We start from the raw sequence: 12297 nt of genomic DNA, 5'->3' as shown, positions 1-12297 counted from the left end.
ACATTTTCGATTCAAGGACGGTTAGGCATGACTGAAATTCGGGGCTTGGGATATCTCAGGATCCAAACGCAGGACGTGGCTCGCTGGCGCGAGCTCGTGGTTGACGGACTCGGACTCGCGGTCGGTAGTGGCCCGGAACCCGACGGCCTCTACCTCCGCCTGGACGAGCGTCGCTCGCGACTGATCGTCCTTCCGGGTGAGTCGGACAAGGCGCTCGCAGTGGGCTGGGAAGTGCGCGATCAGTTCGCTCTTCAGCGTGTTCGCGAAGCTGTCGAGAAGGCCGGCGTCGAGGTCGAGATCCTCTCCGAGGCCGACGCCAGCTACCGCGACGCCGAGCAGGTCATCGCATTCGACGATCCCAACGGCAACCGTGTCGAGGTCTTCTTCGGACCGGTTCTCGACCACAGCCCGCTGGTCACCCCGCACGGTGGACGCTTTGTCACCGGCGATCAGGGGCTCGGTCACGTCGTGCTCCCGGTTACGCGTTTCGACGAAGCGCACACCTTCTACACCGAGGTTCTCGGCTTCCTGCCGCGCGGCTCCATCCGCCTCGGCGGTATCGATGCCCCGCCGCCGGCTCGCCGTGTCCGGTTCATGGGCGTCAACCAGCGTCACCACAGCCTGGCCCTGTGCCCGGCCCCGCCGGTGGACGAGCCCGGTCTGGTGCACCTGATGATGGAGGCCGAGACCCTCGACTCCGTTGGTCAGGCACTCGATCGTGTTGCCAAGCTCGGCTTCACGATCTCTTCGACCCTGGGACGCCACACGAACGACAAGATGGTGTCGTTCTACGTGCGCGCACCCGGTGGATGGGACCTCGAGTTCGGTTGCGAGGGAATGCTGGTCGACGAAACGTTCTACACCGCTGAGGAAATCACAGCGGACAGCTACTGGGGTCATGACTGGTCGGCAAGCGAACCGCTTGCGGCCTTCACGCCCAAGAGCTAGTTCCACAGGCAAAAGGCTCGGCCCCGACTTTCATGTCGGGGCCGAGCCCTTTTGTTGTCAGTGATCAGGAAGCTGCTGCAGCCAAACCGATTTCGAGGTCGGCGAGGATATCGTCGATTCCTTCGATTCCGACCGCGAGTCGGACGAGTCCTGGAGTGACTCCGGAAGCGAGCTGCTCTTCGGGAGTGAGCTGCGAGTGTGTCGTCGACGCGGGGTGGATGACAAGTGAGCGGACGTCACCGATATTGGCGACGTGGCTGTGCAGTGTCAGGGCGTTGACGAACTTCTTGCCCGCGTCGACCCCGCCTGCCAGCTCGAACGCCACGATCGCGCCGGTGCCCTTGGGTGCCAGCTGCTTTCCGCGCTCGTGCCACGGGGATGACGGCAGTCCCGCGTAGGCGACCGATGTCACCTCGGCGCGGCCGTCGAGGAACTCGGCAACCTTCTGCGCGTTGGACACGTGGCGCTCGATACGCAGGCTCAATGTTTCGATGCCTTGCGAGATCAGGAACGCGTTGAACGGTGCGATTGCCGAACCGAGGTCGCGCAGGAGCTGTACGCGGGCCTTGAGGGCGTAGGCGGGTGCGCCGAGGTCGGCGAAGGTGACGCCGTGGTAGCTGGGATCCGGGGTGGTGAAGTTGGTGTGGCGTCCCTGGGTCCAGTCGAAGGTTCCGCCGTCGACGATGACGCCGGCGATCGCGGTGCCGTGTCCGCCAAGGTATTTGGTGGCTGAGTGGACGACGATGTCGGCGCCGTGCTTCAAGGGCTGGATGAGGTATGGAGTTGCGACCGTGTTGTCCACGATCAGCGGGATGCCGTTCTCATGGGCGATCGCGCTGATGCCCGGGATGTCGAGCACGTCGTTCTTGGGGTTGGAGATGGTTTCCCCGTAGAACGCCTTGGTGTTCGGACGGATGGCTTCACGCCAATGCTCGAGGTTGTCCGGATCTTCGACGAAGTCGACGGTGATACCGAGCTTGGGCAGCGTGTAGTGGAAAAGGTTGTACGTACCGCCGTACAGGCGCGGGCTCGAGACGATGTGGTCACCGGCTTCGGCGAGGTTGAGGATCGCGAAGCTCTCCGCTGCCTGACCGGATGCGACCAGCAGCGCTGCGACTCCGCCTTCGAGGGCGGCGATGCGCTGTTCGACGGCGTCCTGCGTCGGGTTCATGATGCGGGTGTAGATGTTGCCGGGTTCGGCGAGGCCGAAGAGTGCAGCAGCGTGGTCCGTGCTGTCGAAGACGTAGCTGGTGGTCTGGTAGATCGGCAGTGCCCGGGCATTGGTGGCGCTGTCCGGGCCCTGTCCGGCGTGGACCTGCTTGGTTTCGAACGACCAGTTGGCGGTCGGATCCGTCGGGGCTGGGGTGTTCTCGCTCATGAATTCATACTCCGTAGTGAAGGTGATTGATGCGGGTCAGGCAGTTTCGACGACTGTATGCACTGGGACGGGATTGCGGGTGAGATCAAGCACGGGGCAATGAGCGTCGACCGTCTCCTGCAACTCCAGGTAGCGCTCACGCGATTCCGGGCCGGTCAGTGTGACGACAACACGAACCTCGGAAAAGCCGGGGCGGACAGCGTCGTCGAATCCGAAGAAGCCGCGCACGTCGAGGTCGCCCTCGGCGCGGGCGGAGATGTCGTCGAGCGCGATACCGAGCTTGTCTGCCCAGACTCGGTAGGTCACTACCTGGCAGGACAGAAGTGACGCGAGGTAGTACTCGACCGGATTGGCGGCCGTGTTCTCGCCTCCGAGGGCCGGCGGTTCGTCGACCTCGACGCTGTATTTGCCGAGCGTAACTGTGCTGGCGACAGCATCGTGGGCTTGCGCCGACGCCTTGAAGACGACGTGAGCCTTGCCGGAATCCTTGCCGATCGCGTCAGCGTTCGCGGCGACAACGGAACTCAGGTGTGAAACGGAAGCGGTGGTCATGACAGAAAGATCCCCTGATCTGGGTGAGCATACGAATACCTTCCGCGGGCGGTGACCGCGGAAGTAGGTCCGATCAGAAGATCGGACACCCAGAGGTACAGACGTGCGCAAAATCGACATGGCGACGCCGCGTCAGCAGCGTGCGTGTCGTATATGCGCCGAATCCCATCACGCCAGTGACTGTAACCGCCTGGCAACCTTTCCCACCAGCCCTATAGGGAATCTGTCCCGAATGCTGGTAGCTCACGCGCTCGGGACGTTGTTCCAGCGGGGCACTCGGCGGTTGGCAAATGCGTCGAGTCCTTCGGCGATGTCCGGTGACGCCAGGATGTGATCGCGCGCCGTGTCGGTGACTTCCCAGCCCTGCGAATCATCTTCTGTGTACAGGGCATTCACCGACTTCAAGGTCAGGCTTACGGAGGTGGGGGAGGATTCGCAGATTTGCGACGCCATGGTCAGGGCTTCTTCGAGTGCCTTGCCCGGTTCGGTCACCGAATTGACGACGCCCAGGTTCAGGGCGCGCTCGGGATCGAGTGTGCGGCCGGTAATCAGCAGTTCACGAGCAACGTTGAGGGGTAAGGCGCGTGGCGCCCGGAACAGGGCGCCCGACGTGGCGACCAGCCCGCGGCGGGTCTCAGGAAGGCCGAATTGTGCTGTGCGAGAGGCAACAACAAGGTCGCAGGCCAAGGCGATTTCGAATCCGCCGCCCAGTGCGTATCCCTCGACTGCTGCAATCAACGGTGTGGTGCGTTGCCGCCGGATGATGCCGTATTCGCCACCACGCGGCATCCGAAGGTCGGCACGCTCACGGATGTCGGTGCCGGCGCTGAAGACAGTGTTCGTGCCGGTGATGATGCCGACCCACAGCTGGGGATCGTCGTCGAGGAGATCGAGGGCGGATTCGATGCCTTCGGCGGTTTCGCGGTTGATCGCGTTACGTCGTTCTTCGCGTTCGATCCGAATGACGAGTACCTTGCCCTGGCGTTCAGTGGTTACAGTCGACATAATTGGACTGTAGTCCATCTAAATTCTTCCGTACGCTGATTGCACGGCCCAGCGCTGAGGAGGCGAGTCCGCGTGGTTTCCAGAGACACAGTTTCCAAAGACGTGGTTTCCAAACGTGAACAGAACAAGCGTGACACCAATGATCGGTTGCTGTCCGCCTCTCGTGTTCTCTTCTCGGCACAGGGATTTGCCAGCACTACCGTCGAAGACATCGCTGAGCGGGCAGAAGTTTCGCGGGCCACGTTCTTCAACTATTTCCAGGGCAAGGATGCGGTTCTCGAAGCGCTGCACAGCGACCATCTGGATCAGCTTGCGTCCATGGTGGACAAGCTGATGGGGGCACCGATGTCCACGACGGACCGAATCGTCAAACTTTTCGAGGATTTTGCACTGCAGTCGGTGAAGCATCCACGCTATTTACGTATGGTGACAACGGAATTGGAACGCGACTTTGCCGCGTCCGGTGCGGGAGCCTCCCACGACAAGCGGTTTCACGTGGAACTGCTGCGCATTGTCGCTGCCGGTCTCGATGCCGGTGAAGTTCGAACCGACTATCCACCGTTGTTCCTGGCGCAGATGATCGGTGGCGTCTACGGCACGCTGGTCAGATTCTGGCGTCAGGATGCCGAATTCGACGTGCTTGTCGAATTCGACCGTGGCGCAAGGTTTGTCGCGGAAAGCATCGCAGTCCGTTAGGCGTGCGGAGTGGGCACCACCTGTAAGAGTATCGACTGCACAGTGTCGGACAGATACGTAGCGGCGCTCTCGTCGCCGGAGAAATGACGAAGCAGACTCTGTTGGAACAGGCCGTCGAAAACTCCGTACATAGCGGAAGGCGTGATGGTGGGTTCGGTGTCGAGGAGTTCTGCGTAGCGGCTGACGATGCGCCAGATCATGCTTTCGAGGCTTGCATCGATTGCGGCTACGTCTGCGCGGAAAGAGTCCTCGAACAGAGACTGTGCCCGCAGGTCGTACCAGAGCCGGTGCATCGTCGCCTCGTTGAGCATGGTCTCGGCCAGGATGGCCCCGAATCCGGCCCGCAGCTCTGCGGGTGTCTGCGCGGTGGAGACTATGCCGTCGTAGCGGGTGACGCAGCGTGCCTTGTAGTGGCGCACGCAGTGCGTGATGAGGTCGACCTTGTCGCTGAAGTAGTAGTGCAGGACGCCGTGGGAAAACTCGGAGTTCTGAGCGATTTCGCGCAGGCTCGTACGCGCGTAGCCGAGTTCGGCGAGCGTTTGCAACGCCGCTTCGGCCAACTGATCGCGTCGTTCGGAGAACTTGTCGACCTGCCGACGTGAGACCTTGTCGGCATTGCTCGGGGAACCCTTTTTAGTTGTCCCACTTGCATTCTCGACGGTGGTAGTCACGGCGTTACGTCCTGTTCCTGCGAATTGTTCCATCAGTATGACCGGCTGCTGGACACAGTGTAGTCCCTGCTCTTTGACGAGCGTGTAACAAAATCTTGACAGTCGTCAAGATTTCTCTTGACACTCGTCCAAAGTTGAATACTATGTGACTCACGCCACTTGGCAGCGTCGCTGTGAACGGTGGCATCGCGAGATTCATTTCAGTCATGGAGGCAGTGAAAAATGAGCGTGTTTGATCTCGAGGGACGAAAAGCGCTGGTCACGGGCGGCGCCAAGGGTCTCGGTGCTGGAATGGCGGAAGCGTTGGCACAGGCGGGAGCGTCGGTGATGATCGGCGACGTTCTCGAAGACGAGGGCCGGGCAACCGCGGAAGCCGTCGGTTCCGGCGGAGCCAAGACCGGCTTCGTCAGGCTCGACGTCACCGACGACGCCAATTGGGCTGACGCGGTCACTGCCACCGCGGAGACCCTGGGCGGGTTCGACATTCTCGTCAACAATGCGGGCATTGAAATCTCTTCACTGGTGGTGGACCTGGACGCGGATGACATCCGACGGATGTGCGAGGTGAACATTCTCGGCACCGCTCTCGGCACCAAACACGGTTTGCGCAGCATGCGGCCTGGTGGGATAGCGGGTGGCGGCGGGTCCATCATCAACATCTCGTCGGTTGCCGCGACGATCCCGTTTCCCGGAATCAGTGGATACTCGGCCACCAAATCCGCCGTCGACCGTTTCACTCGCGTTGCTGCGACGGAGTCCGGCAAGCTCGGCTACGGCGTACGCGTGAACTGCGTTTATCCGGGGCTTGTCGCGACAGAGATGGGTCTGGGTCTCGCGTCGGACATGGAGAAGCTCGGTTTGTGGCCCAGTGCGGAGGCGGCCGTGGGCGACGTCATCGGCCTCACACCGCTCGGACGTCTCGGTGAAGTGAACGACATGGCGGACGCCGTCGTCTTCCTGTCCTCGGATGCTGCACGCTTCATTACCGGTATCGGCCTGCCCGTCGACGGCGGCATGGGTATGTAACCCACACAGTCATTTTCAGCTCGACCCCAACTTCGAAAGGTTCAACCACCATGTCTGACAAGAAGCCAGTCGTCGTCTACGGCGTTTCCGGGTACACGGGACGCCTCGTGTGTGAATACCTGCGGGAATTCAACATTCCGTTCATCGCCGCCGGCCGAGATGCCGCACGCATCCAAGAAGTGCTCGACAAGATTCCCGGCCTCGACACTGTTGATCACGAAGTGGTCGAGGTGGAGCACACGGTGGAAGCATTGACCGAACTGTTCACCGGCGCACAGGTAGTCAGCAACATGGTTGGCCCGTTCATCAAGTTGGGCGGCACCGTAGTAGAGGCGGCGCTCAACGCCGGCTGCCACTACATGGACACCACCGGCGAGCAGGACTGGGTTCTCGACGTCCAAGAGAAGTTCGGCGACAAGTACCAGGAGAAGGGCCTGTTGCTCTCACCCGGTATTGCGCAGATGTACACGACCGGTGAGATTGCCGCCAACATCGCGCTGGAGAATCCGGGACTCGACACCCTCGATATTCTGGTGCTGTGGAAGGGATTTCCCACCTACGCATCCACTCAGACCATCTTCACGATCCTCAAAGCCAACTGGTACTACCTCGAGCAGAACAAGTACGTGCAGTGGGCGCCCGGTTCAACCTTCGACGTTGTTGTTCCGGGGCAGCACGAGACGGCACTGGCCCTGCCGTGGGGTGGAACCTGCCATCCGGTGTGGTTCAAGAACGACCCGCGCGTATCCAACGTCAAGGCCGCGGGTGGCGTGTTCGACCGCTCTGTGATGGAAGGCGTTGTTGCCACACAGAAGATGGTGGAAGAGCAGATCAAGACGTTGCCCGCGGATCAGCAGGAGGCGGCGCTGGCGGAAATCGCCGGTTCGGTGCAGGCAGGCATGCCGCCGCGCGAAAACCCGCGCATCAACACGTCGATGGACTCGGTATACGCGTCCGGTCCGCTCGGCCGTGCCCATGTCGTGATCCACGGCAACTGCAACTACAAGCAGACGGGCCTGTTGCAGGCATATGCGGCGCACTCGCTGTTGCAGCAGCCGCCCAAGCGCGTCGGATTGGCGTCGGCGTGCCAGGCCTTCGGCCACCGCGAACTGTTGGGTGCGTTGCGTAGCTTCGGGTTGGCGCTGGAACCCGAAATTACCGTCAACACCTAGACCACCACCCGATTCTGCCGGAGAGGCTCCCGCTATGCGTTTGACCGACTATCTCGACAAGGGAGCCTCTCTCGGTTCCACCGCGCCATGTCTGACGATGGGGGAGTGCACGCTCACCTACGGCGACGTTCAACAGTTCAGTCGCCGGTTCGCCGCATCGCTTGGGGCCTCGGGAATTGCCCCGGGAGACAAGGTAGCCATTTTGTCCGGCAATGATCCGACCTCGTTTTCGTGCGTCTTCGGTATCAGCCGGGCGGGAGCGGTGTGGTGCCCGATCAATCCGCGCAACGAAGCTGCGGAAAACCGAGACCTGTTGGATCTGTTCGATACCCGTGCCCTGTTCTTCCAGAAATCGTATGCGCCTCTTGTCGACTCGATCAGGGAGGCGCTGCCGAAATTGGTGACGCTGGTCTGCATCGACGGTGAGACCGACTGGGCACCGTCCCTCGAAAATTGGCTCGGTGCCGAAGAATCGGAGGCGGCGCCGCCCGACGACGTGACCATGCTCGTCGGGACCGGAGGCACCACCGGGCGTCCCAAGGGTGTGATGCTGACCGGCCACAATATCGAGACGATGACAGCGATCACTTTGATGAGCTACCCCTTCGAGGGGCGTCCGGTGTATCTGGCGTTGGCGCCGTTGACACACGCAGCCGGGGTTCTCTGCTTTCCGATTATGGCGTTGGGCGGGGAAATTGTCATCATGCCGAAACCAGATCTCGGTGCCTTCTTGGAGAACGTACAGAAACACAAAGTCACGCACACATTCCTGCCGCCGACGCTCATCTACATGCTGCTAGAGCATCCCGATCTGGCGGCCACGGATCTTGGCTCGCTGCAATGCTTCTGGTACGGCGCTGCGCCCATCTCGCCGACCAGGCTCGCGGAGGCAATCACCAAGATCGGGCCGGTCATGGCGCAACTGTTCGGACAAAGCGAAGCGCCGATGATGATCTCGACGATGGCACCGAAAGATCATTTCGGCCCGGATGGGGCAATCGCCACCGAGCGACTGTCCTCCGCCGGGCGCCCGTCGCCGCTGGTTACCGTCGGGATCATGAACGACAAGGGCCAACTACTCGGGTGCGGAGAACGTGGAGAGGTCGTAATTCGCAGTTCGCTGGTGATGGCGGGGTACTTCAAGAATCCGGAAGCCAGCGCCGAAGCGTCGGCACACGGGTGGCATCACACTGGTGATATCGGATATCTGGACGAGGACAACTTCCTGTTCATCGTGGACCGTGCAAAGGACATGATCATCACCGGCGGATTCAACGTCTATTCGGTGGAGGTCGAGCAGGCACTCATGGCCTATCCGGGAATTCAGGACTGCGGGGTGATCGGTCTGCCGGACGACAAATGGGGTGAGCGGGTTGTAGCCGTCGTGCAACCGCATCAGGGAGCGGTCATCGACGGAGTAGAGGTCATGGCCTTCGTGAAGGCTCGCATCGGAAGCGTGAAGACGCCGAAAGAAGTCCTCGTCTGGGAAGATCTGCCGCGATCGAAAGTGGGAAAGGTTCTCAAGAACGAGATCAAGGGCGTGCTGCTGGGATGAGGCATTGACAGGTTAAGGGATGATCCTTAACGTTGATGGTGATCTGGTTCACTGTCGCTGCACTCGAAGGAGTCTGAAGATGGCCGTCCTGTTTCCCACCATGATCTTTCCGATCCCGACGGACCCACTGGCTGCTTATGGCCCGTTGGTGGCAAACCGGAATCCGGAAACGGTTGCACCGCAGCCGTATATCCATTTTGCGGTCAAGGCGCACACGCCTACCATCGGTGCGGAAATCTCGGGACTGAGACTGAGCGGCGACCTGTCCGAGGAAGTCATGGCCGAACTGCGCCGCGCCTTGCTCGAGTGGAAGGTGCTGTTCTTCCGGGATCAGGATATCGACCGTGCAGAGCATCGCGCCTTCGCGGAACGCTGGGGTTCGCTGGAGCAGCATCCGTTCTTCAAGTACACCCAGCCAGGTCAGACCGACATCGACGTCACGACGCTGGCCAAGGATGCAATGGTCGGGGGCGTCGAGAACAACTGGCACAACGATGTGACGTGGCACGAGCATCCGTCTTTTGCGGCAGTTCTTCGGGCCGTCGAGGTGCCGGAAGTTGGAGGCGACACGTTATGGGCTGATACTGCTGCGGCCTACGACCTCTTGCCGCAGGACATCAAAGATCGTATCGAACACCTTGAAGCCGAGCATGATTGGATCAATGCGTTCGGAAAGTCGATGCCGGCCGACGCGGTGGAAATGCTGCGTCCCAAATTCCCGCCGGTGCAGCATCCGGTTGTGCGAGTCATTCCCGAGAGCGGCAGGCGAGTCCTGTTCGTGAACATGACCTTCACGCAACGGATCGTCGGGGTTTCGCAAGAGGAGTCGAACGAACTTCTCACCCTGCTGTACCGGCACGTCAATCGTCCGGAATTTCAGGTCCGGTTGAAGTGGGAGTCGAATACCGTTGCCTTCTGGGATAATCGGACGTGTCAGCACTATGCGTCGAGTGATTACTTTCCGGCCCGTCGTGTGATGGACCGGATCTCGATCGTCGGAGACCGACCGCTGGGCGTCCGGTAGTTCGGAGAGACAGTGCCGCAGATGTAGCAGGTGTACGGACCGTCGTCACGTACTTGTGAGTTCATTCAAGAAAGTTGAAGGGAGTTGGTGATCAGGCGTTCACTGGTAGTGATTGGGTAGTCGCCGGGCGTGTGAGATCCGGACGTAGGCGATGCCCCGAAAGTGAGCGAAGATGAACAGGCTCGAAGGTAAGAACGTCGTGATCACGGGGGCAGCCAGCGGAATTGGCCGCGCTGCTGCCGGGTTCATGGCAGCCGAAGGAGCGAAGGTTCTGGTTGCCGATCTCGACGCGTCACACGCGGAGGAAGCTGCCGCCTCCATTCGTGAGTTGGGCGGTACCGCAGTAGGTTTCGGCGTCAATGTCATGGACGAAGAAGCCGTTGCTGCAATGATCGAACGAGCGGTATCCGAATTCGGTGGCGTCAATGTCCTGTGTAATCACGTGGGTGGAAGCAACCCGCGCAAAGACCTCGACCTGCTGCGGTTGGACTTGGACGAGTGGGATCGCGTGATGGCGCTCAACGCTCGCAGCACTGTGGTTGCGTCGCGTCTGGCGATTCCGCACATGATCGAAGCGGGTGGTGGATCGATCATCAACACCGCCTCTGTCGGTGGATTGATCGGCGACTCCTTGCAGTCGGCCTACGGAGCGGCCAAGGCTGCGGTGATCCGACTGACCCAGTACATTGCTGTTCAGTACGGACCGGAAAACATCCGGTGCAACGGCGTGGCCCCCGGTGCAATTCTGACGCCGGCGTTGGTGAACAACATCCCGGCCGACGTCATCGAAGGAATGAAGCAGGCAAATGCACTGCCCTACCTCGGGCAACCGGAAGATATTGCTCATGCCATGGTCTTCCTGGCGTCGGACGAATCCCGCTACATGACGGGGCAGACCTTGGTGGTCGACGGGGGACTCACCAGCAAGAGTCCCCTCGCAACCGGACGATCCGCGATGCTGGGCTGAGTTACCGTCGCCAACCGCTGGGGCCGGTGCCCAGAACCTCGATGGAACCCTGACTGGCGTGGGAATGCTTGGTACGGTGCGTCATTCGCCAGGTTCCGTCTACCCGGGCCCACGAATCGTGATAGTCGCCGAGGGTGTAGAAGTTCAGATGAGCTTTGCTCCCGGTGCCCACATGCATGTCGCTGACATACGCACGGCTGGTGGCAAGATCGCCGACGACCTCGACCAGCACATTGCCGATCAGATGTTGGGTGGGGCCGCAGTCGTCGAGGAACGAGCGGATGGAGGCCACGACCTCGGAGGGTCCACGAAGAGTTCCGGTGCCCAGTTCGGCGGTGGCGTCCGGTGTCATGATTCGGTGGATTTCATCCCAGTCGCGGGCGTCCATGGCCCTGGCGAACTCGAAGATGGAGCGGGTGATCTCGCGTTCGTCGAGAAGAGTGGTGATGTCGACGCTCATGCTGTGCGCCTTTCTTAACGTCGGGGGGTTAACAAAGGCGCACAGCACCTGTCAGCGGTTGAGCAGCTTACGCATCGCTTCGGCAGCGCCCTTGACCATCTTGTCGCGGGGGAAGCCGCTGCGCTTCTGAGCACCCTCGTAGTTTCCGGCGGCAACCCAGATCGGGCCGTCGGCAAGGTGCTCGAGGCCTTCGCGTGCAACATCTTCGGGCTCCGCGACGTTCATGCCCGGGATGTCGAAGTTGAGGCCGGCACGAATCATGGCCGGTGTGCGTGTGACACCGAGAATGAACTCGACGACGTGAACGCCGTACGGCTGAAGCTCGAGCCACAGGCTCTCGGCGAAGATGCGTCCGAATGCCTTGGACGCCGCGTAGATGCTCTGGTGCTCGGAGCCCATGAATCCGGCCAGCGAACCGAGCAGCATGATGCCGCCGCGTCCGCGATCCTTCATCAAACCGCCGAAGTGGTGCGAGAGTTCGAGTTGCTTGTTGATGTTCAGTTCGATGACTCCGGCAAAGCCTTTCAGATCGCCGGTGACGAACTCGTGGCCGTAGCTGTTGGCGCCGGCGTTGAAGATGAGCAAGCCCACCTCGACGTCGTCGGTGACGGCCTTGATCTGATCGAGCGCGTCGGGAACAAGCAGATCCAGTGCGAGAGTGCGTACTTCGACGCCATTGGCGCGTGCCTTGGCTGCGGTTTCCTCGAGCGGACCCGGCTTGCGGGCAATGAGCACCAGATTGATGCCGATCTTGCTGAGCTCGTCGGCGAACCCCGAGCCGACACCTTCGGAACCGCCGGCGATCACTGCCCACGGGCCGTAGTACTGAGGATCGATCATTAC

General features: G+C 61.0%; 13 protein-coding genes. 7 read left to right on the top strand and 6 right to left on the bottom strand.

From position 1 onward, the window contains the following. The first annotated feature begins 27 nt into the window (after positions 1-27). The gene (gene bphC / locus ACFRFQ_RS05025) at positions 28-948 is read left to right on the top strand and encodes a biphenyl-2,3-diol 1,2-dioxygenase (RefSeq protein WP_378653853.1); all 921 of its coding nucleotides are present in this window, start codon (positions 28-30) and stop codon (positions 946-948) included. 64 nt (positions 949-1012) lie between these two features. On the opposite strand, the gene ACFRFQ_RS05020 is transcribed toward bphC, so the two are convergent. The 3 genes from ACFRFQ_RS05020 to ACFRFQ_RS05010 form a co-directional block, all read right to left on the bottom strand. Further along, on the bottom strand, positions 1013-2326 hold the full coding sequence (locus tag ACFRFQ_RS05020; protein WP_378653850.1) for a bifunctional o-acetylhomoserine/o-acetylserine sulfhydrylase: 1314 nt from the start codon (positions 2324-2326) through the stop codon (positions 1013-1015). 36 nt (positions 2327-2362) lie between these two features. Beyond that, positions 2363-2878 carry an OsmC family protein gene (locus tag ACFRFQ_RS05015; RefSeq protein WP_138870467.1) on the bottom strand — a complete coding sequence of 172 codons (516 nt, stop codon included), beginning with the start codon at positions 2876-2878 and terminating at the stop codon, positions 2363-2365. A gap of 243 nt (positions 2879-3121) precedes the next feature. Then, entirely contained in the window at positions 3122-3883 is a 762-nt protein-coding gene (locus tag ACFRFQ_RS05010; RefSeq protein WP_378653846.1) for an enoyl-CoA hydratase-related protein, read from the bottom strand. A 72-nt stretch (positions 3884-3955) separates the two neighbouring features. Here ACFRFQ_RS05010 and ACFRFQ_RS05005 point away from each other — a divergent pair, with 72 nt between their 5' ends. Next, on the top strand, positions 3956-4579 hold the full coding sequence (locus tag ACFRFQ_RS05005) for a TetR/AcrR family transcriptional regulator (protein WP_378653844.1): 624 nt from the start codon (positions 3956-3958) through the stop codon (positions 4577-4579). On the opposite strand, the gene ACFRFQ_RS05000 is transcribed toward ACFRFQ_RS05005, so the two are convergent. After that, the gene (locus tag ACFRFQ_RS05000) at positions 4576-5283 is read right to left on the bottom strand and encodes a TetR/AcrR family transcriptional regulator (protein WP_378653841.1); all 708 of its coding nucleotides are present in this window, start codon (positions 5281-5283) and stop codon (positions 4576-4578) included. The two genes, ACFRFQ_RS05005 and ACFRFQ_RS05000, sit on opposite strands and share 4 nt — an antisense overlap. Positions 5284-5472: 189 nt before the next feature. Here ACFRFQ_RS05000 and ACFRFQ_RS04995 point away from each other — a divergent pair, with 189 nt between their 5' ends. From ACFRFQ_RS04995 to ACFRFQ_RS04975, 5 genes are all read left to right on the top strand, one after another. Next, on the top strand, positions 5473-6276 hold the full coding sequence (locus ACFRFQ_RS04995; protein ID WP_378653838.1) for an SDR family NAD(P)-dependent oxidoreductase: 804 nt from the start codon (positions 5473-5475) through the stop codon (positions 6274-6276). A gap of 50 nt (positions 6277-6326) precedes the next feature. Beyond that, positions 6327-7448 (top strand): DUF5938 domain-containing protein, encoded by a 1122-nt coding sequence (locus ACFRFQ_RS04990; protein ID WP_378653836.1) that lies wholly within the window; start codon positions 6327-6329, stop codon positions 7446-7448. Between the two features lie 34 nt (positions 7449-7482). Beyond that, the gene (locus ACFRFQ_RS04985; RefSeq protein ID WP_378653833.1) at positions 7483-9003 is read left to right on the top strand and encodes an AMP-binding protein; all 1521 of its coding nucleotides are present in this window, start codon (positions 7483-7485) and stop codon (positions 9001-9003) included. A gap of 79 nt (positions 9004-9082) precedes the next feature. Beyond that, positions 9083-10027, top strand: a complete 945-nt coding sequence (locus ACFRFQ_RS04980) for a TauD/TfdA dioxygenase family protein (RefSeq protein ID WP_378653828.1) — start codon at positions 9083-9085, stop codon at positions 10025-10027. 172 nt (positions 10028-10199) lie between these two features. After that, on the top strand, positions 10200-10994 hold the full coding sequence (locus ACFRFQ_RS04975; protein ID WP_378653825.1) for an SDR family NAD(P)-dependent oxidoreductase: 795 nt from the start codon (positions 10200-10202) through the stop codon (positions 10992-10994). A 1-nt stretch (position 10995) separates the two neighbouring features. Here the strand turns inward: ACFRFQ_RS04975 and ACFRFQ_RS04970 are convergent, their stop codons facing one another. Further along, entirely contained in the window at positions 10996-11454 is a 459-nt protein-coding gene (locus ACFRFQ_RS04970) for a nuclear transport factor 2 family protein (RefSeq protein ID WP_378653822.1), read from the bottom strand. 51 nt (positions 11455-11505) lie between these two features. After that, positions 11506-12294 (bottom strand): SDR family NAD(P)-dependent oxidoreductase, encoded by a 789-nt coding sequence (locus ACFRFQ_RS04965; RefSeq protein ID WP_378653819.1) that lies wholly within the window; start codon positions 12292-12294, stop codon positions 11506-11508. Between the last annotated feature and the right edge of the window lie 3 nt (positions 12295-12297).

This window comes from Rhodococcus sp. NPDC056743 (genome assembly GCF_042790355.1).
In the GTDB taxonomy this organism is placed as follows: Bacteria; Actinomycetota; Actinomycetes; order Mycobacteriales; family Mycobacteriaceae; genus Rhodococcus_F.
This window is presented reverse-complemented; position numbering and strand designations above follow the sequence as displayed.

What these genes read in the sequence shown, in the direction of transcription:
- ACFRFQ_RS04990 (WP_378653836.1), top strand. Translation starts at nt 6,327, where the DNA reads ATGTCTGACAAGAAGCCAGTCGTCGTCTACGGCGTTTCCGGGTACACG.
- ACFRFQ_RS05020 (WP_378653850.1), bottom strand. Translation starts at nt 2,326, where the DNA reads ATGAGCGAGAACACCCCAGCCCCGACGGATCCGACCGCCAACTGGTCG.
- bphC (WP_378653853.1), top strand. Translation starts at nt 28, where the DNA reads ATGACTGAAATTCGGGGCTTGGGATATCTCAGGATCCAAACGCAGGAC.
- ACFRFQ_RS05015 (WP_138870467.1), bottom strand. Translation starts at nt 2,878, where the DNA reads ATGACCACCGCTTCCGTTTCACACCTGAGTTCCGTTGTCGCCGCGAAC.
- ACFRFQ_RS04965 (WP_378653819.1), bottom strand. Translation starts at nt 12,294, where the DNA reads ATGATCGATCCTCAGTACTACGGCCCGTGGGCAGTGATCGCCGGCGGT.
- ACFRFQ_RS04985 (WP_378653833.1), top strand. Translation starts at nt 7,483, where the DNA reads ATGCGTTTGACCGACTATCTCGACAAGGGAGCCTCTCTCGGTTCCACC.
- ACFRFQ_RS04995 (WP_378653838.1), top strand. Translation starts at nt 5,473, where the DNA reads ATGAGCGTGTTTGATCTCGAGGGACGAAAAGCGCTGGTCACGGGCGGC.
- ACFRFQ_RS05000 (WP_378653841.1), bottom strand. Translation starts at nt 5,283, where the DNA reads ATGGAACAATTCGCAGGAACAGGACGTAACGCCGTGACTACCACCGTC.
- ACFRFQ_RS05010 (WP_378653846.1), bottom strand. Translation starts at nt 3,883, where the DNA reads ATGTCGACTGTAACCACTGAACGCCAGGGCAAGGTACTCGTCATTCGG.
- ACFRFQ_RS04980 (WP_378653828.1), top strand. Translation starts at nt 9,083, where the DNA reads ATGGCCGTCCTGTTTCCCACCATGATCTTTCCGATCCCGACGGACCCA.
- ACFRFQ_RS04975 (WP_378653825.1), top strand. Translation starts at nt 10,200, where the DNA reads ATGAACAGGCTCGAAGGTAAGAACGTCGTGATCACGGGGGCAGCCAGC.
- ACFRFQ_RS04970 (WP_378653822.1), bottom strand. Translation starts at nt 11,454, where the DNA reads ATGAGCGTCGACATCACCACTCTTCTCGACGAACGCGAGATCACCCGC.